This is a genomic window from Aliiroseovarius sp. S1123 (assembly GCF_023015885.1).
Taxonomy (GTDB): Bacteria; Pseudomonadota; Alphaproteobacteria; order Rhodobacterales; family Rhodobacteraceae; genus Aliiroseovarius.
The window spans coordinates 41,854-64,949 of record NZ_JALKBE010000006.1; the positions used below are offsets into that span (position 1 = coordinate 41,854).

Genomic DNA, 23,096 nt, shown 5'->3' on the forward strand with positions numbered 1-23,096 from the left:
AATGACCGAAAGACTTCTGCCTGAAAACTTGGATTTCAACGGGCCATTCCCGGCCCTCTCGCGCCGCCTGCGCCTTGGTGTCGTTGGCGGCGGACGCATTTCGGCGACGCAGGCCACCGCCGCGCGGATGACCGACAGGTGGGAGGTGGTGGCTGGTGCGCTGTCGTCCGACCCGAAGAGGGCGAAGGCGCGTGGCGCGGAGTGGTTCATGGATCCAGATCGCTGCTATGCCTCGTTCGAGAAGATGGCGCAGGCCGAGGCCATTCGTCCCGATGGCGTCGACGCGGTGATGATCACCACGCCGAACAACCTGCATTTCCCCGCGGCCAAGGCCTTTCTGGACGCGGGCATCGACGTGATCTGCGACAAGCCCCTGACCAACGAGGTGGACGAGGCCACGGCGCTGATCGACCTGACCGCACAAACCGGGCGGGTGTTCGGTGTGGGCTATGTCATGTCTTGTTTTCCAATGATCCGTCAGGCGCGCGAAATCGTGGCCGTGGGGCGCATTGGCAACATCAACCAGATCCATGTGGAGTTCCTGCAGGACTGGATGACGCCCGATGATGCGGCCGACGCGCCGCATGTGAAATGGCGGCTCGATCCGAAGATCTCGGGCCCGACCAGTTGTGTGGGCGACATCGGCACCCACGCGGCCCATCTGGCGAGCTTTGTCAGCGGGCTTGAAATGACGGACCTGCGGGCTGAGTTCCATGTCTGCGGCACGCCAAAGCCGCTTGAAGACACGGTGTTCATGTTCACACGTTTCCAAAACGATGTGCCCGGCACGCTGATGGCGACCCGTCTTGCACCGGGCAATCGCGGTGGGTTGCGGCTTCGGATCTACGGGTCCGAGGGCGGTCTGGAATGGGATTTGGAAACCGCCGAGCAGCTGAAATTCTATCGCTTTGGCGAGGCGGATCGCGTGATCAGCCGTGGTCATGGCCACGGGGTCAGCGCCGCGACCGAGCGGCTCGTGCGCACTGGTCGTGGCTTTTCAGAGGGGTTCATTGAGGCTTGGGCCAATCTCTATACCGAGTTTGCCATGGCCGTGGCGGCGCGGCGCGACGAAGTGGCGTTGCCGGATGATTGGCTGAGCTTCCCCAAAGTGGCTGAAGGTGCCACCGGGGTGCAATTCATCGCGGCCTCGGTTCGGTCGAATGAGCAAGGCGGGGAGTGGGTCACGATCTGACCCAAATTGGGCAGAGTAACCGGGTTTGAAATCAGTAATTGAAATTATCAAAAATATCAGATATTTTAGATTGCGTAGGATAAACCTGCGACTCACTGATTTCGTCCGGAGCCCGTTCCATGCCCGATACTGCCCATCAGGCCGATGACACTTCGCTGTATTCATTGGCGCATCTGACCCTGATCGGGGCGTCGCCGCCCGAGCTGGTCTATATCGCTGCACGTGCGGGCTATGACGCTGTCAGCCCGCGCTTTATCCCGATGAAAGTCCCGGGGGAGTTCACGGAAGCCCCTGTGGACAAGGCGCAGGTGCAGGCCACGAAGACGGCCTTGGCCTCGACCGGGTTGAAGGTGTTGGATGTAGAGCTTGCCCGCATTACCGAAGATGTGGACCCGCGCAGTTTTGAGCGCGCTTTGGAACTTGGCGGCGAGTTGGGTGCCAAGCGGATGATCATGTCGGCCTGGACGCCGACCCGCGACGACCGCAACTTTTTGGTCGATGTCTATGGCGAGACATGCGATTTGGCCGAGCCCTATGGCATCACGGTCGACCTTGAATTCCCGTCCTTCTCGCGCTTGCGCACACTGGACGAAGCGCTGGATATCGTTCGTGCTGCGGACCGTCCGAACGGTGGCATTCTGGTGGATACGCTCTATCTGCACCTCAGCCGCGTCGATCTGGGCGAGCTTTTGCACGTCCCGTCCGAACTGTTTCACTTCCTGCACATCTCGGACTGCTTGCCGGGCATCGCGGACACGCGTGAAGGGATGATCCAGCTGGCCCGTGACGCACGACTGTATCCGGGCGAAGGCTGGATTGACTTTGCTGGCATCATCGAACGGATGCCCCCGGTCGATTACTCGATCGAACTGCCCAACCAGAGCCGCGTGGCGGAACTGGGATACGAAGAACATGCGCGGCGTTGCCTTACGCACGCGAAACGAACCTTCGGCGAGGCGCGCTCTCAGCGCCGGATGCCGGATGCAGCTACTCTCCAACACAATGAGGAACATCATGAGCAAAGAGCTCACTGACGCGGATCGCCAGTTGGCGGCCGACATGCTGGCGCGTGCGCGCGCGGCCATGGCTGAAATCGAAGACTGGTCGCAGGAGCGCCTGGACCGCCTGTCACAGGCGATTGCTTGGTATGCGGGCAACGAGAAAACCTTCACCCGTCTTGCCGAACAGGGCGTGGATGAAAGTGGCATCGGTGACCGCGCAGGTCGTCCCGGCAAACGCTTCAAGATCCAGATGGTGCTGCGTGATGTGTTGCGCACTCCGTCCACCGGTATCGTTGAGGTGGACGAGGAAAAAGGGCTGGTGAAATACGCCAAGCCCGCCGGTGTGATTGCCTCGTTGATCCCGATGACGAACCCGGCGATGACGCCGCCGGTGACCGGTGTGTCTTCGGCCAATGCACGCAACGCGGTGATTTTCTCGCCCCACCCGCGCACTGCCCAGACCACATGGGAAATGACCGAGGTGATGCGCGCGGCGTGTCGTGCTGTGGGTGCGCCTGAGGACCTGTTCCAAGCGATCCGCAAGCCGTCCATCCCGCTGACCCAGCACCTGATGGAGATCTGCGATCTGACGCTGGCCACCGGCGGCAAGCCGATGGTGAAAGCAGCCTATAGCTCGGGTCGTCCGGCTTATGGCGTGGGTGCGGGAAACAGCTCGATCGTCATTGACGAAACGGCTGATCTGGACATCGCCGCGATGAACACGCGCATCTCGAAAACCTCGGATTTTGGATCGGGCTGTTCGGCGGATGGGAACATCATCATCCAGAAGTCGATCTATGAAGATATGGTCAAGGCGCTGGAGGCCGAGGGTGGCTATCTGTGTTCGACCGAAGAAAAAGCGATGCTTGAGGCCGCCATGTGGGACGAGAAAGGCAATCGTACTTTCCCGACCATCGCCTGCCGCCCGCAGCAAACCGCCGAGGTCGCCGGGTTCTCTATCCCTGAGGATCGCAAGTTCCTGATGGTGGAAAACCAAGGGCAGATCGGGCCCGAGCACAAGTTCTCGAAAGAGAAGCTGACCACGCTGATGGCGCTGTATCACTTCGAGAGTTTCGATGATGCGCTCGACACGGTAAGCCAAATCTATGCCACCGGCGGCAAGGGCCATTCCTGCGGCATCTACTCGCACAATGACGAGAACATCGACCGTCTGGCCCGTCTGGCCCCGGTCAGCCGCATGATGGTGCGCCAGCCGCAGAGCAAGGCCAATGCAGGCGCTTGGACCAACGGCATGCCGATGACCAGCTCGCTGGGGTGCGGCATCTGGGGCGGCAACATCACCAATGAAAACGTCACCATGAAACACATGATGAACTACACATGGGTCTCGCGGCCCATCGCCGAAGATCGCCCCTCGGAAGAGGAGCTGTTTGGCGAGTTCTACGGACAGGAGGTCGCATGATGGACGGAGCGAACGTAGCAGGCAAAACGGTTGCCGAACATATCGTCGATTTTCTGGAACGACGCGAGGTCGAGCATGTGTTTGGCCTGTGCGGTCACACGAACATCGCCGTTCTGGCGGCGCTGGCGGAAAGCCCGATTGACTTCATCACCGTACGTCATGAACAGATCGCCAGTCACGCGGCGGACGCTTATGCGCGCGTGACCGGCAAGGCCTCGGTGGTATTGTCGCACCTCTCTCCCGGTTTGACCAACTGCACCACCGGGGTCGCCAATGCGGCGCTCGATTGTATCCCGATGGTGGTGATCGCGGGCGACATTCCGACCCATTATTATGGCAAGCACCCGCACCAAGAGGTGAACTTGCACGCGGACGCCGCCCAGTGGGAAATCTATCGCCCCTTCGTAAAACGCGCGTGGCGCGTGGATCGGGCGGACCTGATGGCCGAGATCCTGGAAAAGGCGTTCCACTTGGCCGAAAGCGGTCAGCCCGGTCCGGTTCTGGTCAACGTGCCGATGGACATCTTCTCGGAAGTGATCCCGTCAGATAGTTTTGACCGCATCATCGACAACACCCGCGCGCTGAAGAAGCCGTCGATTGACGACGAAACCGCGCGCGAGATTGTCGAGAAACTGGCACAGGCAGACAGCCCCGTGGCTTATGTGGGCGGCGGCATTCTGTTGGCGCAGGCCAGCGAGGAACTGCGTGAATTTGTCGAGCATATGGGCTTGCCTGTCGCACATTCCCTGATGGGCAAGGGCGCACTGCGCGATGATCATCCGCTGGTCATGGGCATGACGGGCTTCTGGGGCACCGAGTTGGTGAACCAGTCCTGTCTGAATGCGGACTATGTCTTCGCCGTGGGGACCCGCTTTAAAGAGGCCGATTGCTCCAGCTGGTATCCCGGCTACACCTTCAATATCGGTGGGAAGGACGACACAACGAAGGTCATCCATATCGACATCGAGCCGCAGGAGATCGGCCGCAACTATCCGACCGAGATCGGTGTAGTTGCCGATGCCAAAGCTGCTCTGCGGGTGCTGACGCGCGTTGCGAAAGAGATGTATCCTGACGGCTTCCCCCGCGCCGAGAAGAAGGCCGAGATTTCCGACTTCCGCACCAAGTTCAAAGCCTCGAACACCGAAATGCAAACCTCGTCCGCGTTCCCGATGATGCCGGAGCGTATTCTGGCGGATGCCCGCAAGGCACTGCCGGAAGACGCGATCATCACCACGGATGTGGGCTGGAATAAGAACGGGGTCGGGCAGCAGTTCGATATCCTGACCCCCGGTTCGATCCTGACGCCGGGTGGTTTTGCGACGATGGGCTTTGGCCCCCCGGCGACGATTGGGGCCAAGCTGGCCGCGCCGGATCGCGTGGTGATCAGCCTTGTGGGCGATGGCGGCTTTGGTCAAAACCCGTCCATGTTGGCCACTGCCGTCGAACTGGATTTGGGCATCATCTGGCTGGTGATGAACAACAACGCTTTCGGCACTATCGCGGGGCTACAAAAAGCCCATTACGGGCTGACCTATGGCACGACCTTCCCCGGCACTGCTGCCGCGCCCACCAACGGGCCGGGTTATGCCGAGATCGCGCAGGCCTATGGTGCCGTCGGGGTGCGGATTACGTCTGCGGACGAGTTGCTCCCAGCGCTTGAGGCGGCGATTGCCAGTGGCAAGCCCACGGTGCTGGACGTTCCGATGATCAACAACCCGACGCCGACGACGGGGCATTGGAATATCCTCGATATCTATTCGCCGGACAAAGACGTGTCTCACGTCGCAACCTAAGACCAACAGCCGGGGCCTCGTGCCCCGGCCATTTATTGGGGGATCACCATGTTCAACACCATCCTCGTTCCGGTCGCTTTGGACCACACCGAAACACTTGCGCGGAAACTGGACATCGCCCGACAATTGCGCGCGCCTGACGGTCGCATCATTGCGATCTCTGTGTTCGAAGACATTCCGTCATATGTTGCCGAATACGCGATGGTAAAGCCCGACCGGAAGAAGATGGTGCAGGAGATCAGGAAAGCCTTTGACGATGCCTTGGCCGGTCAAGATGACATTGACCGGGTAACTCTTGCCGGCAAGCCCGGCGTTGTGATCGCGACCTACGCCGAAGAGATCGGCGCGGACCTGATCGTCACAGGCGCAAGCCGACCCGGAAGCGAGGGCTATGCGCTGGGGTCAACCGCGTCCCGGCTTGCACGCCGCGCTCCATGCTCGGTATTCGTGATCAGGTGATCTGTCACTTTGGTTGCTATGTGGGTGTCTTCGATGCAGGATCGCGAGGCTGTGACCGGCGCACCGGAAACGTGTTTTCCGCCAACCACACGCGCATCCCCACACTCTTCTAGAAAACGAGCATCCCCAGCACGGCCGCGATGAGCACAGTCCAGATTTCACTCTTTTTCAGGTACATCAGCACGACGCAGGACAACAGGAAGATCACCGCCGGTGTCAGAAGGTTTGACGCCTCGCTGGCGATCCCGATGAGCAGTGACAGCGCAGCTGAGATGATCATGCCGAAAACGGCAGTCCGAATCCCGGATTGTGCGGCTTTGAATCGTGCAAGGTGGCTGATGCGTTCAAGTTGCCGTGCGGCCAGTATGATGAGAGCCGCCGGAGGCATGAAGATCGCAACTGTTGCAACCATCGCCCCCGCCAAGCCCGCAACTTTATACCCGATGAATGTCGCACTGATCAGGATCGGTCCCGGCGTGACCTGACCCAGCGCAATGCTTGCTGCGAAATCTTCAAGGGACAGCCACCCGTAAGCAGTCACCACGGCCTCTTGGATCATCGGAATGAAGATGTAACCGCCCCCAAACAGCAACAGGCTCATGCCAGAGAACACCGAGAACAACTGAATCAGGATCGATGAGATATCCAACTGGGGAAGGAACAGAAATAAGACGATGCACGTCGCCAAGAACAGAGTGACGACACGTGATCCGATGCCAAATGATGGATGCCGTCGTGCGTTTGGGGCGCGACTATCCGTATCGGCCGCGCGATGCCGCAGGATACCTACGACAGCAGCGACCGTGAAAGTGCAGACGACGATCCAGATTCCACCGACCGCCAAAAGCAAGACGGCCGCACCCACCGCCATTGCCATGTCGATTGGGCCCTGTATGGCCTTTTCACGCATTTTCCAGCCGGCGTTTAAGATGATCGCGGCGATCGCGGGCAGAACGCCTGCCAACGCCTTGTCAGCGACAACCATCGTGCCCCACGATAGGTAGAGGGCTGCAAAGCCCACCATCAGGAAGAAAGACGGAAGGATCACCGCCGCAGCGCACACCGCGCCACCCAATGGGCCACGGATTTTGTCGCCAACATAGGCGACGACATTCACTGCGACGGGCCCGGGAAGCAGCATCGCTAGGGCGACACCGTCCATAAGCTCGTCATCCTCAATCAGACGATGCTTCCCCACGACCTCGGATCGAACGACCGAGATCAGCGCCATGTATCCCCCCCACGAGATACAGCCGATTTTGAAGAAAATTAGAAACAGCTGGGCGAGAGAGATCTCGTCGGCGTAGGTGCTGGCAGATTTATGCGACATGGCGATTTATGTTTCTGCTAGCGAGGCGTTCCTTGATCTCTTGCATTACTGACGCCTGAGCCTTTCTTTTCTGCAGATCCTCTGGCTTCGCGCTTTCCAAGGCCTGTGCCTTAAGACGCTGGTTCTCGTCGTCAAAGCCGCTCATCAGTGGATACCCCATCTTGTGCAGCGTGTCGCCTGCGACGGCTTCGAATACGGCAATGTCCTGCGCGCTCATCTCGCGCAGGAACTTGTTCGTATTCTGCGACATGACTGGCTTTTGCACATTGGACCACATCTGCCCGGCCACCGACGTGCTGGCTGCTTCGCGGGATTTGTGGAATTCAAGCATGTCAGGATAGAATTGAACCTTCATGAAGTCGCACAACCGACGCAGTTCGGTTTCTGGGCGCGTGATCAAGTCGGAATACGCGACCGAAATGAACCGGTCGGCCGGTAGGTTCCGCCCAAGATCCAATGCCTTCTCCTGTTCGTCACGCCATTGCTTCGCGATGTGATAGAACGATTTTTCGCCCACAATCGCCTTGCGGAACGACAATGCTGAATCCCGACCATCGCGATGTAGGTGGATGAACTTCGCACGCGCACCACCAAAGCGGTCGATCTCGTCCGCGAAGTGCACATTCGCAAGGGATTTGCACACCCAATCTGTTGCCATGTTGTGTCGCGCCAACAGGTTGTGGATTTCGAAATAGATGGCCACGAGCGACTGTTCCGCGCACGCGTCTTCCAGTGCCGCGCGATCAATCGTGCCAAGTTTCCAACTGACCGGGTTGGTTTCCACCAGCAGGCAAACATCATCAACCAAGCGCGAAAACGACTGTGAATTCTGCAAGTCGCCATACTCGGTCAGCAATGGCCAAAGTCTTTCCAGAATATGAGGCGGATGGGGCGCGACAAGTTCGGGTGATTGATTCAACATAATACGCAGTAGGTTCGAACCAGACCTTTGGGTCCCGATCATAAAATATGGCATCTGCAGCACTCCGTTTTAGGCCACGTTCACTGTTGCGTCACAGATGCGGTGGCAGCTCCGATGCTCAACTAAAGCGCGTAAATCGTTTACGTTTCGTTAACGCAGATGAAAGTTTTGTTAACCATAGAGGCTCGTTCTGAGCAGGGGATGAGAGCGAAAAAAACATCTATGTAGTGAAAATATTAAGCAATCCGCCCCAAGCTTGCTGCGCGACCACACAAATGCGTTGGCAGAGTTGTGGATCGAAATCCGGCGACGTCCAAAGAGGGGCAGATATGATCAGAAATAGACTCCAAACAACCATTGGTGGTATTGTTGGTGTGATTGCAGCGATGTGGCTAAATGCTTCGCCACTTGTTGCACAGACCTACACATTCGGTATCGTTCCGCAATTCGAAGCGCGAAAGCTCGCGCGAATTTGGGAACCGATTATCAGCGAAATCGAAAAGCGTACGGGCTACGATTTCGAGATTGTAGGGGCGCCACGGATCCCGGAATTTGAAACAAGTTTCATGAATGGTGAGTTCGATTTCGCCTACATGAATCCCTATCACGCGATCATTGCTGCCCAAACGCAAGGGTATCAGCCAATCATTCGGGATGGGGGGCGTGAACTGTTCGGCATCTTGGTTGTGCGCGATGATAGTGACTATCAATCGGTTGAAGATCTTGAAGGGCAAACCATTGCCTTCCCTGCGCCCAATGCGCTTGGCGCATCATTGCTGATCCGGTCCGACTTGACCAATCAACATAGCGTCGATTTTTCACCAATGTATGTGTCGACACACGGGTCGGCATACTTGAACGTTATCCTGAACCAAGCCGCAGCGGCTGGCGGGGTAATGGGAACGTTTCGGTCGCAGCCAATCGAGATATCCGAACAACTACGCGTCCTCTACAAAACGACCCGTGTCCCACCGCACCCAATCGCTGCTCATCCACGTGTACCGGAGGATGTTCAAAGGCAGGTTGCTCAGGCCTTCCTTGACTTGTGGAAAACTGGATATGGTCGTGAGTTGCTTGAACGCGTTCCGATCCGCGAGGTGATTGAGACGAGTCTGGACGACTACACTGAACTGCAAGGAATGGGCTTGGATGCGTTCTTTGTTAAGTGACCCTCCACTTGTGGCACCTGTCAAAGCCGTGATTGCGTCGGCATTGGCAGGGGTGCGCTTTAAACTGCGCAGCCGCTTTGTGGCCTTGCTTGCCTGCATGATGTGCGTGTGTGTGCTTGGGTTGTCATTTATCTGGGAGCCGCGCCTGACAAGAGAGATGACGGCCTCTCAAATTCGGAATCTGGACCAGAACGTTGAAATTCTGTCTGACGCCCTTATCCCATTTCTACTACAAAATCAGATCGGTGCGGTTTTCGAGACTCTAAGCAGCATGCAGAGCCGCTATCAGAATTGGGAAACTGTTGTTCTAACAACGCCAGAGGGCGCGCAGCTTTATCCCCTGTCTGCGGTGGATCCAGAGGCCAAGCCCGACATCATTCAGACCTCGCGGGCCATCTCGTTCGAAGGAAAAGAGCTTGCCGCGCTTTCTGTTCAGGTCAACATTTCTGATGATCTCGGACAGATCCGGCATCAGGTTCGCTTCCTCGCAATTCTGATCGCACTCTTCTTCCTTTGGGCGCTTCTTGTAGTTGGCGTGCTTCTTGATCGTTGGGTTGTTAAACGCGCAGCCCTGCTGGCCTCGGCGGCTCAACAGCTGGCACAAGGCAACTATCAAGCGAAAATTCCACCCAGTTCAAACGATGAAATTGGCGATCTGACCAACAGCTTTTCCACGATGCGGACAACCATCAAAGAAAACGAGAAAAATCTTATCGCATCCCGCGACGAAGCCCAAGCCGCGGCCGAGGCCAAATCGCGCTTTCTAGCTACCATGAGCCACGAAATCCGGACGCCTCTGAATGGGGTCATTCCGATTGCCGAATTGCTATTGGAGCAAGATCTGCCGAAAGAGCAGGCTCAACTTATCGAAACGATACAGGAATCGGGGAAGGCGCTTAAGTCTATCATTGATGACATCCTGGACATCACGAAGATGGACGAGGGAAAATTTGTGCTCCACAGCGATGAGTTCTCGCTTAATAGCCTGGCCCAGAGCGTCATTGGGATTTTTCGCGTTTCGGCACAAAACAAGGGGATATCACTTGATTTTTCGGTGCAGGATACTTGCCCAAAGATGGTTGTGGGCGATGCAAACAGACTGCGGCAGATACTGATAAACCTTGTCGGGAATGCCATCAAATTCACTTCGGAAGGTGGTGTTACTTTACGCGTAAATGGGTTTGCTGATTTAACCCCCCAAACCGGCACCATTTGTTTTGAGGTTTCCGATACCGGCATTGGGATCTCGGAACAGGATCAGGCGCAGGTCTTCGAGCGGTTCGTACAAGTGGATAATCGTAGCAACCGAGAATACCAAGGCACGGGGCTGGGATTGTCAATCTGCAACATGCTGGTCGCAGAGATGGGTGGTGAACTGTCTGTAGACAGCCGCGAAGGAGAAGGTAGTCGGTTCTACTTTTCGTTACCGTTCAACTTTGTTGATGTTGAAAGCGAAACCCAAGCAGATCTTGCGCATGGCCCCGAAGCCACTTCTTCTCATCGCCAGACACCCGCAAAACCCTCCAGCGTTCTGGTGGTAGATGACAGCAAAACTAATCTGAAGATCGCCAAGGTCATACTGCGGTCGCTCAAGCACGAGGTATCAACTGCCGAAAGCGGTGAAATTGCGATCGATCTGATGCAAGAGAACCAGTTTGATCTGGTGTTGATGGACGTCAACATGCCTGGGATTGACGGGCTGGAAACAACGCGCCGTATCCGGAAAGGATCACAACACATGATCCAGACCCCCGTAATCGGTTTGAGCGCGAGCGCCTTCGCAGACGATATCCAGAACTGTCTTGATGCTGGTATGAACGGCTTTCTCGCCAAGCCGCTGTCAAAAGCCGAATTGGCCACGACTTTGTCAGAGCATCTAGGTCACGCGTGAGACGTGTGACTGTCCATCACGAGGCTTTCTGAATGAACGCGATACCGGCCGCATAGGTGTCGCAGCATCAGCTTGGGGTAGAGTGTGACAGCAAGACCAATGCCGCCACCGCTTGGTTGTTTCAGTGCCGTCACCAAGCGAAAACTGCGAGAATGGGTGAGGGCGACACAGGGGCTTTATCTATCGGCAAAATCGAACCACCCAATTGGTGATGTCATATGTTCCAACTTACTTTGGTCGGCGATTGAGGCGCATGAAGGCTGCGACTGGCCTTAATCTTCGCCCTTAAGATAGCAATAACGCTGTGAGACCGGCGACATTTTTAGTTGCTAGCGCTGACAAAGTGCAAACGGGTTGTGGATAATGTGATGAGGCGTTAGGTCTTCCGGCACAAAATGCCTTGTGGAGGGTAACAGTTGTTGGACCTTGTAAATCTTCGTTCAGTGCTTTCTGCTAACTATGATCTCACACCTTCCCTCGCGTTGGCAGAGTCCATGGAAGATGTGTATCGCAAGATGGATCGCGTGGTGACACCGCCGGACTGGGTCAGTTTTGCCCCCTATGTCAAAGCCATCAACGAACTTAAGAAAGAACGCAACGCTGTCGTTCTGGGGCATAACTATATGACGCCCGAGATCTACCATGGTGTCTCGGACTTTGTGGGCGACAGCCTGCAGATCGCGATGAAGGCGCAAGAGGTGGATGCCGAGGTTATCGTTCAGGCTGGCGTTCACTTCATGGCTGAGACGTCGAAAATTCTGAGCCCGGAAAAGACAGTGCTGATGCCGGACATGGAGGCTGGGTGCTCTTTGGCTGAAAGCATCACCGCCGACGGTATCGAGGAAATGCGGGCCAAGTATCCGGGCGCCCCTGTTGTCACCTATGTGAATACCACGGCTGATGTAAAAGCGGCCTCGGATATCTGCTGTACCTCGTCGAACGCGGTGCAAATCGTGGACGCGATGGACAGCGATACTGTTATCATGACGCCAGACCAGTATCTGGCGCAAAACGTTGCGAACCAAAGCAAGAAGAACATCGTGTTCTGGCCCGGTTCGTGCATCGTGCACGAGCAATATACGGCCAAAGATCTGCAAGAGTTCCGCGAATGGAACCCCGGCACGCGCCTGATCGCGCACCCGGAATGCCCGCCCGATGTGGTCGCCGAAGCTGATTTCAGTGGCTCGACCGCCGGGATCATCAAGTACGTGACCGATGAGAAGCCCGAAAAGGCGATGCTGATCACCGAATGCTCGATGGCGTCGAACATCTCGGATGCATTGCCGGAAGTCGACTTTGTTGGCCCCTGCAACATGTGCCCGTATATGAAGAAGATCTCTCTCGAAAAGATCCTTTATGTGCTGCACACGATGGAAAATCAGGTCGAAGTTGACCCATCGGTCGCGGATGGCGCACGCCAATCTGTCCAGAAGATGATCGACCTGTCCCGGAAGCTGGGCCTCTAGTCGCGATGCAAGTTGTCACCACAGATCGCGTCATCATTATCGGCGCGGGTCTTGGGGCTCTTTATGCAGCCTTGAAACTTGCCCCGTGCCCTGTCGTGCTGATCTCGCCCGAGACATTGGGTGAAGGGGCAAGTTCGGCTTGGGCGCAAGGTGGCGTTGCGGCGGCTATGGATGCGAATGACAGCCCGGATGACCATGCCGAAGACACGATCAATGCAGGTGCCGGCACGGTCAACCCCAAGGTCGCCAAGCTGGTAACGCAAGAGGCGCGGGATTACATCCTTGATCTGACCGCACTGGGCACGCCCTTTGATCGTACCGAAGACGGTGGCTATGTCCTGTCACGCGAGGCTGCGCACAGCTATGCGCGTGTGGTGCGTGTAAAGGGCGACCAGGCAGGCGCCGAGATTATGGCCGCGTTGATCGAAGAAGTTCGCGAAACGCCATCTGTTCAGGCGCTTGAAGGCGTCATGGCGGTTGATTTCGAAACCGAAGATAACCGGGTGACGGGCGTTGCCATCCAAGCTGCGCACGATGCGCGGTCTGCGCCAATCATGTTACGTGGCGCGGCAATTCTTGTGGCTGGAGGTGGGTCCGGTGGCCTTTACGCCTTGACCACAAACCCCCATCGCATCAGAGGGCAGGTGATCGGCATGGCCGCACGGGCGGGTGCCACGATTGCCGATCCCGAGTTCGTCCAGTTCCACCCGACGGCCATAGATGTCGGCGAAGATCCTGCCCCTTTGGCGACCGAGGCGCTGCGGGGGGAAGGTGCAGTTCTGGTCAACAAGCACGGAACGCGCTTTATGCTGGATGTCCACAAGGATGCGGAACTGGCCCCGCGCGATGTGGTTGCCCGCGCCATTTTTGAACAGAGCCAAGCCGGGAAACGCCCGATGCTCGATACCACCACCGCGATCGGTGAAGATATCAAAGCGCAATTCCCCTCGGTGACCGAGGCCTGCCTGCGCAACGGGATCGACCCATCCGTTGACCCCATCCCGGTTGCCGCTGCCGCGCATTATCACATGGGCGGGATCGCCACCGACACTCACGGCAAGGCCAGCCTTGATGGCCTTTGGGTCTGCGGCGAAGCGTCGTCGACCGGGCTGCACGGGGCGAACCGGCTGGCCTCGAATGGTCTGCTTGAGGCGCTGGTTTATGCCCGCATTTGTGCCGAAGGGATTTCCACCGAAATTGCGCCTGCTGAGAACGCGCCTGAAGTCGCACTCGATTTTGCGACCGGCGGCACCGCGCCCGATGCCGAGGCGGTTCAAGAGCTGCGCCAAACCATGACCAACCATGTCGGTGTGGTGCGCGATGCGGCGGGCCTGAAAGCTGCGCTTCGCACTATTGCCCGGCTAGAGAAGAACCACGGCAGCAGCCCCTCGTTCTTAAATATGTGTGCCACGGCCACTTTGATTGCCGCAGGTGCGTTGCTGCGCGAGGAAAGCCGGGGCGCGCACGAGCGTTCGGACTTCCCGGACACAAAACCCGAGTTGGCGCAATCAACCCTGTTGACCCTGTCCGACGCCCTGTCCCTACGTTCCAAAATCTGCGGAGAACCTGAATGAGCTTTGCAACCGTTCCCGACCTCATCCTCGAGCCGATGATCCGCAATGCTTTGCTGGAAGATCTGGGCAGCTATGGTGACATTACAACCCGCACGGTTGTCCCTGAAGACATCACCTACACCGCGCGGATCAATGCGCGTGAAGATGCTGTGGTGTCAGGGATGCAGGTCGCGCAGATCGCGTTCCGTCTTGTCGATCCCGATCTGGTGGTCACCACCCACAAGCCCGATGGCTCGGCCTGTTCGGCGGGCGAGACACTGATGACCATCGAAGGGCGCGCGCGGTCGATCTTGTCGGCTGAACGGGTCGCCTTGAACTTTGCTGGCCGGTTGACGGGCATTGCGACGAAAACGGCGGGTTTCGTGGCCGAGACCGAAGGGACCAAAACCCGGGTCACCTGCACGCGCAAAACGACACCCGGATTGCGGATCGTTGAAAAGCTTGCCGTCCTGCACGGCGGGGGTTCCAACCACCGCTATAGCCTGAGCGATGCCATTTTGATCAAGGACAACCACATCGCTGCCGCGGGTGGTGTTCGTGCTGTGCTGGAAGAGGTGAAAGCCAAAGCAAGCCACATGATGGCGGTCGAAATCGAAGTGGATCGCCTTGATCAGCTGGAAGAGGTGCTTGAGGTGGGCGGCGCACACACGGTGTTGCTGGACAACATGGACAATGACACCTTGCGCAAGGCTGTCGCTCTGGTCGATGGCCGGTTGAAGACAGAAGCAAGCGGCAACGTGACACGCGAGCGGATCGCCTCGATCGCGGCGACGGGTGTCGACTATGTGTCATCCGGAGCCCTGACCCATTCGGCGAGAACGGTTGATCTGGGGCTCGACTTTTAAGCGTCGACCACGCCCGCTCTACGCTTTCTGCGTCCAATCCACGCAAGGGATGCTGCCGTTCAAACGAAAGGCGATTGCCTGCAAGATGACACCATTGGTGTTGACGTCGCTATAGGCCTGATCCGATTTGCCAGTCACCGAGAATACTCCGGGGCTGAAGCCCAGCTTATCTGTCGTCGCTTTCTCGCGGACCTGCGCGACCAAGCGGTCCGTATAGTCGTTCGGCCTGCAGGCGTTCCACAGGAAGGCGCCTTTGCTGTTCAGCATATCGACCGCACGGACAAACCCCTTGGTCTTGAAACGTGGGGACGGATCAAGGGTTTCGGCAGTCCATTGGCCGCCATCGTCGGTGATCTGATAGCCTTGATACACAAACCACGGCGCGCGATTGACGGGGCCTTCCGAAACGCAGACCAGCTTGCCGGTTGCGCGGTATTCGTCGATCTGCGCGGCGAACAAAGCCTCGGCGGCGGTGCCGGCCAGAGGCGATGCACCAAGTTCTACTGCCTCAAGAAGATGGGGCTCGGTGCCGATTGGGCCGAACTTTGCCACATCATGCAGAATTTGAACCCCTTGATCGAAGGGGGATCCGGGGCTGGGGGCTGCGTAGGGCGAGGTCACAGGATAGTCCCAAAGGCTAAAACCGCGTGCGATGTATCCGGCGTAGTTGGATCGGTAGGCAGACACCAGTTTGCCGCCACGCACCGTCATTGGTGCGCCGTCTTGGATGGTCTGTTCCAAGTCCCACCCGGCAAGAATGCCTGAGATCCCCAGATCCTGCTTGGTATAGGATTGGACCAGATGAAGCGCGGTCAGCAAGCGCGAGGTGTCGCTTGCATTATAGTCATCGTCCCCCTTGGCCTTGCCATCGGTCGACGTAAGTCCCTTGGGTAAACCAAGCCCGTTGAACGTGCCGGTCGCCAGCCCGCCAAGGACCGCTTTCAACCGGGCGGTATATTCGTCGTCCTCCAATATGCCGATGCTATGTGCACTCATGATTGCCAGCAGATGGGTCCCTGTGTCCCACATCGTGCTGAACCGATAGGTCTCAATCTGGTCGTTTTCGGCCCACGCCGTCGCGGGCGCCAGCCCGGTCGCGGGATCGGTCAAACGCGCGAAATAGGACCAAGCGGTTTTGGCGTCCTGCATAAGCTGTTCGCGCTCATTATTCGCGACGGCGCTGGGCGCACGTGCTGGCCAGCGGCTGGCAGCGCGAAGAAGCCGCGCTGGTTCGCTTTTTATCGATACAGCGCTGAAGTGATCTGCAAGGTCCAATAGGCGAAACTGTTCCGAGCTTCCCAGTGTGATCAGGGTGTTGACCAGCGTCTGTACGTCTTCGGGTCGCGTGAAGGCGCTTTCCTTGACCAGTATGGTGGCGTCTTCACCGAGCGGGGCAGATTGCAGCAGTTTTTCCTGAAACCTTTGCGTAGAGATCGGCGCATCAAGCACCATTGATACCCCAAGGTGAAGCGAACCTTGTGCGTCAAATCCGATATCGCCTTTGCGGGTTTCGGACATGTCAAGAACGACCTCGAACCCGGCGAGGGTACGGGTGTCCGTGGGCATGGACTTTTCGCGCTCAAGCGCGACGCTGTGCACGGCAACGCCAGTGCTCGTGTCGAATGCGGCTTTCCGTATGCTTTGCCAATCGTGCGTGTCCGGGCTTGATGCCAGAAAACATCTGTGAGGGGTCTTTTCCGTCAAGTCGTCTACGGTATTGGCGGGTGGCACGGGCGGCAGAAGCTCGGTGAAGGGAACATGCGCTGCGGCAAGTTGCGCCCTGAGGCCGTTTTCGGCTTTTGCGGACCCGGCGGCGTCGAGGCAAAGAACCATGTGACGGGCGAAAGCGGCACCCGAGCGGAAGCGGAGCTCCGAGGGTAAAATGAAATAGTTGCGACTAGAGCTCAAGGCGCGCCGAAAGCTGTCACCAAGAACGGCGCCCTGATCGAAAAAGGCATCATCGCCTTGCATGTCTTCGCCTGGAAAGGACGCGACGAAAACCAAGGGTCCGTCTTGCGATGCTGCTTGCGTGAATGTGGTCTTGATCTCATTTGCGGAGGGCATGAGGGGAAACGTCCATCCCCCGTTCACTTGCTGTGTGCCATCCGCATTGCGCCAGACCTCGGTCGTGCTGCCGTCGTTCGGGATCAAGAATGAGGTCAGAAACCCCGCAGATCGAAGCCCTTCAAGCGTCGGAGTTTCGCCGTCAGGCAGGTCGGAAATCAATGTTTGCGGCGTGTAAGTCCCGCCAACTTTGGCCATCGCCTGCCCGAACCGGTTGCGCGCTGTGCTGGCGGCGCGCATTCGCAGATAGGGAAGCGCGCCTGCAAGCCCCGGTATCTCGATCGCCAAATCCACCAGACCGGGATAGTCGATGATCAGCCTTTGCAACACCTCCATCAACTCGGTGTTCTGGTCTGCGCTTTCCCATTCCGCTTGGTCGAACTTGATCGCTACGCAGACGGGCACGTTGTGTGATGTGATCGGATCCAGAAAGGAAAAGAGCGCCGATGCCGAGCTGCGCGGCGTTACATTTCGGACAAACAACAGGCTGGGATGCGTGGCTGCGGCATGGGCCATTTGCCAGGGCGAAGAAAGTGCTGCCGCTCCTCCGGCCAAGGTGCGAGAGAGAAATGTCCTGCGATCCATCACCACTCCTCAGAAATACCGCTCGACCCACCATTGCAGCTTTAGTCTTGGCCGCCAACTACCAAGACGTCACACCCGGCATGCCTGCGACCATATACGCATTCCTTCAGCGTACCGGCTGTGACAGACTAATGAAAACGCCAGCCTAGAACGGGACGCGATACAGGTAACTGACTTGAACAGCCAAAAAGACAACAGGGACAAGCCCAAGGCGAAGCCGATATTCTTCGATCCGACGTCCCATCGGCTCGTTCTTTTCAGCGTGTTGTCAGCTGTATTCTTGGTGTTTGCCGTGGTCTGGTTCGTGTCTTTCCTAGTCCATCTGCATGAGTCCGAGCTGCCGCCTCAGGTCGGGAATTCTGACTTAAGTAAGACAGAAGTGTCCGATGCCATCGGATCACCAAACCTGACAGAGGACGAGGCTGCCACAGCGTCGCAAGCGCAGCTTTGGACGGACGCAATTGAAGGCACTATTCTGCCCGGTGACGTCTACATCGCCCAAGATGCAAAGGTGCACGCCTTCGTGCCGTCATGGTCGATGGCGGGTTATGTCGAAGCGCGAACGCATATCGACGCGATAGATGTTCTGATGACCGACTGGGTCACGATTGATGGAACAACTGGTGCGGTAACGACCCCTTCTGCGCCCCAGAAGGATAAGCTTCGGGAGTTATGGGCATCAAACAAATCTCGGGTTAGTTTTTTCCCCGTTGCCCAGATCGAGTTCGCCCAAGGAAGAACGCAACCAAATGTGTTTACCTCGGTCGCGAAACAATCTGGTTTGATCTCTGCGCTGACATCCGTAGCTGTTTCTGAAGGCGCCGAGGGGCTGTGTGTGGACCTTTCGGGTGCCCCCAATGTGACGGTGCAAGACCTGGTGGGTTTTGCGACAACTTTGCAGGCCGGGCTTGAGGCGGCGGGGAAAGACAGCTGTCTCATCGCGGGTACCGATCATGCGCTTTGGGCACAGCCGAATGCGGGTGATCTTGCGGACAAACTGATTGTGCTCGCTTTCAATGAACCGGGACCCTTCAGCGGCCCCGAGCCGCTGGCGCCGCAGGCGTGGTTCGAGGCGAAAGTCTCGAAGCTGTTGGAGAACTTGCCAGCCGAGAAAGTGGTCGTCGCCATTGGCGGGTTCGGCATGGACTGGATCAGCGCCAGATCGACACCGGAGTATCTGAACTATTTCGATGTCGTAGAGGCCGTGCAGCGGCACAGTGGCACACTGCGCATTGACCAAGACGCCTTGAACACGGAAGCGCGGTTTCTGGATGACAAAGGGCAGCGGCATCACATCTGGCTTTTGGATGCTCTAAGCGGGCACAACCAGCTGTCGCGCTTGCCCCTTGGCGATTTGGATGGGGTCGCGATTTGGCCGGTGTCTGGTGGGGATCCCGGTATTTGGAAGATCATCTCTCCGGGTTTGCCGGACCCAAAGATTGCGCGGGACTTTCTGCAAAGGATCAGCGCCGCACCCTATGTAAACTATGTCGGCACAGGTCCGTTCCTGACAGGACACAACTCGGCAACGCCCGGCCGACGCATCCTGCAACTGGATCAAGAGAGCGGCTTGATCGTCGAGGCGACCTATCTGGACTACCCGCGCGCCTTCACGGTGACACAAAGCGGCGACCTGCCGGATCGATCGGTCATCCTAACCTTCGACGACGGACCCAGCGCGAAATACACACCTGCGATCTTGGACATTCTCAAGGAGCATGATGTTCCAGCGGTCTTCTTTGTGATTGGGACGCGGGTTCAGCAGAACCCCGATATCGCGCGCCGCATTGTGGACGAAGGGCATGAGCTGGGCGTGCATACCTACCTTCACCCCAATATCGCCGAGGTCTCGGACCTTCGCCTCAAACTCGAGCTGCATGCCTCGCAAGAGCTGATCGAAAGCGTTTCGGGAAAAAGCACCAATCTGTTTCGTGCGCCCTATGGGTTTGATGAAAACCCCGAGACTCCGAACGAAGCGCGGGTTCTAAGCCTGTTGTCGGACGAGAACTATGTGGTCGTCGGGATCGAGATCGACTCGACCGATTGGACCCGTCCGGGCGCCGAGGAAATCGCGAGAACTGTAACGTCACGGGCCGAGGCAGGTTTAGGCAGCGTCGTCTTGCTGCATGATGCGGGGGGTGATCGCGAACAGACGGTCCAGGCGCTACCCATGATTATTCAGTCGCTCAAGGATGCCGGGATTTCCGTTGTGTCTGTCGCCAGCGTCGCTGGCCACGATAGCCGCCTCAAGCCGGCCATTTTGGTGGAAGAAAGCGATCAGATGAGCGGCATGTCGTTCTTGCTGATCCGCAGCCTGAAAACCGCGGTTACAACGGCCTTTTTTGTGCTGATTACCGCGGGTGTCTTCCGGTCTTTTACCGTCCTGATCTTGGCACTGATCAAGGAACGTCGTGTTCACAAGGGCGGCGAACCGGTCTTGCCGGTGTCGGTGCTGATCCCGGCCTTCTGCGAAGAAACGGTGATCGTGAAGTCGGTGACGTCGGTGCTTCAGTCGACCTATCCGATTGCTCAGGTGATCGTGATTGACGACGGCTCGACCGATGACACGGCTCAGGTGGTCAGCGACCATTTCGGGTCCGACCCGCGCGTGCGCCTGATCCGCCAAAACAATCAAGGCAAGGCCGAGGCACTGAATAACGGCATCCAGCACATCGATACGCCCGTCTTCGTCGCCATTGATGCCGACACGATCATCGCGCCCGAGGCGGTCGGAGAGTTGGTCAAGCATTTCAATGACGATGAGGTTGGCGCGGTTGCTGGAAATGTCAAAGTTGGAAATCGGCGAAATCTTATTACGCGTCTTCAGGCCATTGAATATATATCTGCGCAGAATTTGGACCGTCGCGCTTACGAGGTTCTGAACGGGATCATGGTGGTTCCGGGGTCCATCGGGGCCTGGCGCACCGAGGCGGTAATCGCGGCGGGCGGATACACGACCCAAACACTTGTCGAGGATGCGGACCTGACGGTCTCGGTCATTCGTAGTGATTTTAAGGTCGTATTCGAACCTGCAGCCCTTGCCTACACAGAGGCACCGGAAACCATCCGGCAGTGGATGCGCCAAAGATTGCGCTGGCATTTCGGAATGCTGCAAATTGCGTGGAAGCACAAAGGCGCGTTTTTTGAGCGACGTGCCGTGGGATTGGTGTCGATCCCTGATCTATTCCTATTCGGCGCCGTATTTTCCCTGTTTGCGCCCATTGCGGATCTGGTGATGATCTTCAATCTGTTTGCACTGGTCGATCTCTTCAATGACGACTCGCGGGCGGCCCTTCAAAGCTCGTCCATATTGGTTGCCATCGGCTATGTGGCCTATTTGCTGTCAGACCTTGTTCTGGCCACCATCGCGTTCGGGCTTGAACCCAAAGAGGATAAGCGCCTGTTGCCGTGGGTTCTGACCCAAAGGTTCTTCTATCGTCAGATCTATTGGATGGTGGCTCTGCGCTCTCTTGCGCGGGCGATCACCGGGCGCTTTACCGGGTGGCGCAAGATCACGCGCACATCGTCGATCGATCTAAAAAGCGCGCTCGAGCTTTCAAGGGCGCGGGCGCGCGTTGTTCACGTAGATAAGGCCGCGGATGATCAAGGTGGGCAGGCTTAACTGCACACCTGAAAATCAACGGTCCCCGAACCCGATCCAAAGCGCCCCATCGTGAACTTCTCGATGTCGATCAGGAAACCGTCGCCGCCAAGGTTTTTCGTGCAGCAACCGTTGCAGTCGGTATCCGCACACAGGTCGAGCACCTGAACAACAATCTCGCGGTTGCCCTGACGCAGGCGTAGGTGCTTCCCGCCAAGACGCCGCCAGTCCTTTTGGTGAACTGCAGCGATGTTTTTGCTGGCCACCCAGCTTTCGGATTTCTTGCCGTTTACACCGTAAAACTGACCGGCCCATTTGCATCCATTGTACTTGACGCATTCGACACTGCCGGGATCAGGATAGCTTTCATAATTGGTCAAAGCCGCGCGTTGCCAGTCACCTTTGCAGGTCACATCTGCCGTTGCCACTGATGCGATCAGCGAAAGAAACAAAAGCAAAAAGGGTCTCAGTGTTTTCGACAAAATCATACCGGTCTCCTTAAGGTGGCATCGGAATGTTGGGCTGGAACTTATGCTCGATTAGTGTTGTTTCAATGGATTGGATCGCATTGTCACTACTTTTAGGTGTGGATTTAGGCATTACTATGTTCACATCGCGAAATCCATATGTGTTGCTGCGGTGTGCGATTTTTCGCCCAGTGTCAGGTCCAGAGATACTCAGGAACGACGGAATGGGATTTTTACAAGGGTTCTTCCGGCGTGAAGCTGGGGTTGGGGCTGATCAGATCAGACTCAGGAAGTTCATGTCACAATATCCTGCATTGGAAATGACTGATTGAGTGATGGCTTGCTGCTGACCTATGCTGCAGTCAACAAAGGCGGGTCCGAAGAGGGCTTTGTCCTGTTGGCCGCTGGTCAGTTCGCCATCCCCGATGGCATGGCTGCGATCATAGAAACCGGCGACCGCCACAGAATGACCTTCCTAGGTCACACCTTAGATTGAGACCCATGACCAAACCCGTTGTTTTCCACATCCCCGTCTGCCCCTTTTCACAGCGACTGGAAATCCTGTTGGCTCTTCGCGGCTTGCAGGATGCCGTCGAATTTCGCGTCGTGGATATCACCAAGCCGCGTGATCCCGCGCTTTTGGCAAAGACGCGTGGGACGACGGCGTTGCCGGTCCTTGAAACGTCCGAGGGCGAGATCCTCAAGGAAAGCTTGGTGATCCTGCGCTATCTTGATGAAGCGCTAGAGGGCGCGCCGCTGCGCCGTCGCGACCCCTATGAACACGCGGTTGAATCCATGCTCATCGCCAAAGAAGGGCCTTTCACCATGGCGGGTTATATCTATGTGATGAATCAGGACAAGGCGCAGCGTGGGGCGCTGAATGACAAGCTGCTTGGGTTATACCGGGACCTCAATGGCTTCCTGCTTGCGTATAACCCAGACGGCACCTTCCTGTTTGATGAGTTTGGCCTGGCGGAAGCCGTATTCACCCCGATGTTCAAACGATTCTGGTTCCTTGATTACTATGAAGGCTTCGAATTGCCGGAAGGTTCAGACTATGCCCGCGTTGCCAAATGGCGGGCGGCCTGCATGGCGCATGATGCGACGGATCAGGTGTCCGAGGAAGAGATCGTGAAACTCTACTACGATTACGCTTTAGGAGCCGGAAATGGTGCGTTGGTCGACGGGCGTACGGTCTCGAGTTTCGCGTTTGAACCTAGGTGGCAAGAGCGTCCAATGCCCCCGCGCGACAAATATGGGACGCGGGCATCTGACGAAGCGCTTGGATTGGTGGCTGCGGGCAGGGGCTAAGAC

17 protein-coding genes are annotated in these 23,096 nt (G+C 57.2%); 13 read left to right on the forward strand and 4 right to left on the reverse strand.

The genetic code is table 11. The features are described 5' to 3' along the window. The first annotated feature begins 1 nt into the window (after position 1). The 5 genes from MWU53_RS11880 (at position 2) to MWU53_RS11900 (ending at position 5,868) form a co-directional block, all read left to right on the forward strand. A complete protein-coding gene (locus MWU53_RS11880; RefSeq protein ID WP_247093608.1) occupies positions 2-1,192 on the forward strand; it encodes a Gfo/Idh/MocA family oxidoreductase in 1,191 nt (396 codons plus the stop codon). Between the two features lie 119 nt (positions 1,193-1,311). Continuing rightward, positions 1,312-2,226, forward strand: coding sequence for a sugar phosphate isomerase/epimerase (locus MWU53_RS11885; RefSeq protein ID WP_247093609.1), 915 nt, complete (start codon positions 1,312-1,314; stop codon positions 2,224-2,226). Further along, positions 2,207-3,616, forward strand: coding sequence for an aldehyde dehydrogenase family protein (locus tag MWU53_RS11890; protein WP_247093611.1), 1,410 nt, complete (start codon positions 2,207-2,209; stop codon positions 3,614-3,616). Before MWU53_RS11885 ends, MWU53_RS11890 begins: the two co-directional genes overlap by 20 nt. Beyond that, entirely contained in the window at positions 3,613-5,409 is a 1,797-nt protein-coding gene (locus MWU53_RS11895; RefSeq protein ID WP_247093613.1) for a thiamine pyrophosphate-binding protein, read from the forward strand. Before MWU53_RS11890 ends, MWU53_RS11895 begins: the two co-directional genes overlap by 4 nt. Before the next feature lie 48 nt (positions 5,410-5,457). Then, the gene (locus tag MWU53_RS11900) at positions 5,458-5,868 is read left to right on the forward strand and encodes a universal stress protein (RefSeq protein ID WP_247093615.1); all 411 of its coding nucleotides are present in this window, start codon (positions 5,458-5,460) and stop codon (positions 5,866-5,868) included. 109 nt (positions 5,869-5,977) lie between these two features. On the opposite strand, the gene chrA is transcribed toward MWU53_RS11900, so the two are convergent. Both chrA and MWU53_RS11910 read right to left on the reverse strand, forming a co-directional pair. Next, positions 5,978-7,198: a chromate efflux transporter gene (gene chrA, locus MWU53_RS11905; RefSeq protein ID WP_247093618.1), complete on the reverse strand. Its 1,221-nt coding sequence runs from the start codon at positions 7,196-7,198 to the stop codon at positions 5,978-5,980. Next, the gene (locus MWU53_RS11910) at positions 7,188-8,174 is read right to left on the reverse strand and encodes a sulfotransferase (protein ID WP_348647040.1); all 987 of its coding nucleotides are present in this window, start codon (positions 8,172-8,174) and stop codon (positions 7,188-7,190) included. Before MWU53_RS11910 ends, chrA begins: the two co-directional genes overlap by 11 nt. A gap of 275 nt (positions 8,175-8,449) precedes the next feature. Between MWU53_RS11910 and MWU53_RS11915 the strand changes: the two genes are divergently transcribed. The 5 genes from MWU53_RS11915 (at position 8,450) to nadC (ending at position 15,065) form a co-directional block, all read left to right on the forward strand. Next, entirely contained in the window at positions 8,450-9,289 is an 840-nt protein-coding gene (locus MWU53_RS11915; RefSeq protein ID WP_247093620.1) for a phosphate/phosphite/phosphonate ABC transporter substrate-binding protein, read from the forward strand. Further along, complete coding sequence (locus tag MWU53_RS11920; protein WP_247093622.1) at positions 9,270-11,180, forward strand: ATP-binding protein; 1,911 nt, start codon at positions 9,270-9,272, stop codon at positions 11,178-11,180. The genes MWU53_RS11915 and MWU53_RS11920 overlap by 20 nt, the downstream gene beginning before the upstream one ends. A 416-nt stretch (positions 11,181-11,596) precedes the next feature. Continuing rightward, on the forward strand, positions 11,597-12,646 hold the full coding sequence (gene nadA, locus MWU53_RS11925) for a quinolinate synthase NadA (protein WP_247093624.1): 1,050 nt from the start codon (positions 11,597-11,599) through the stop codon (positions 12,644-12,646). A 5-nt stretch (positions 12,647-12,651) separates the two neighbouring features. Continuing rightward, positions 12,652-14,220, forward strand: coding sequence for an L-aspartate oxidase (locus MWU53_RS11930; protein ID WP_247093626.1), 1,569 nt, complete (start codon positions 12,652-12,654; stop codon positions 14,218-14,220). Next, positions 14,217-15,065: a carboxylating nicotinate-nucleotide diphosphorylase gene (nadC, locus tag MWU53_RS11935; RefSeq protein WP_247093628.1), complete on the forward strand. Its 849-nt coding sequence runs from the start codon at positions 14,217-14,219 to the stop codon at positions 15,063-15,065. The genes MWU53_RS11930 and nadC overlap by 4 nt, the downstream gene beginning before the upstream one ends. Positions 15,066-15,083: 18 nt before the next feature. On the opposite strand, the gene MWU53_RS11940 is transcribed toward nadC, so the two are convergent. Then, positions 15,084-17,714, reverse strand: coding sequence for a DUF3131 domain-containing protein (locus MWU53_RS11940; RefSeq protein WP_247093630.1), 2,631 nt, complete (start codon positions 17,712-17,714; stop codon positions 15,084-15,086). 379 nt (positions 17,715-18,093) lie between these two features. Here MWU53_RS11940 and MWU53_RS11945 point away from each other — a divergent pair, with 379 nt between their 5' ends. Then, positions 18,094-21,336 (forward strand): polysaccharide deacetylase family protein, encoded by a 3,243-nt coding sequence (locus tag MWU53_RS11945; protein ID WP_247093633.1) that lies wholly within the window; start codon positions 18,094-18,096, stop codon positions 21,334-21,336. On the opposite strand, the gene MWU53_RS11950 is transcribed toward MWU53_RS11945, so the two are convergent. Beyond that, positions 21,333-21,803 carry a hypothetical protein gene (locus MWU53_RS11950; protein WP_247093635.1) on the reverse strand — a complete coding sequence of 157 codons (471 nt, stop codon included), beginning with the start codon at positions 21,801-21,803 and terminating at the stop codon, positions 21,333-21,335. The genes MWU53_RS11945 and MWU53_RS11950 overlap by 4 nt on opposite strands. A 307-nt stretch (positions 21,804-22,110) precedes the next feature. On the opposite strand from MWU53_RS11950, the gene MWU53_RS11955 reads away from it, so the two are divergent. Continuing rightward, the gene (locus MWU53_RS11955; protein WP_247093637.1) at positions 22,111-22,278 is read left to right on the forward strand and encodes a hypothetical protein; all 168 of its coding nucleotides are present in this window, start codon (positions 22,111-22,113) and stop codon (positions 22,276-22,278) included. 5 nt (positions 22,279-22,283) lie between these two features. Next, positions 22,284-23,093, forward strand: coding sequence for a glutathione S-transferase family protein (locus tag MWU53_RS11960; protein ID WP_247093640.1), 810 nt, complete (start codon positions 22,284-22,286; stop codon positions 23,091-23,093). The last annotated feature ends 3 nt before the right edge of the window (positions 23,094-23,096 follow it).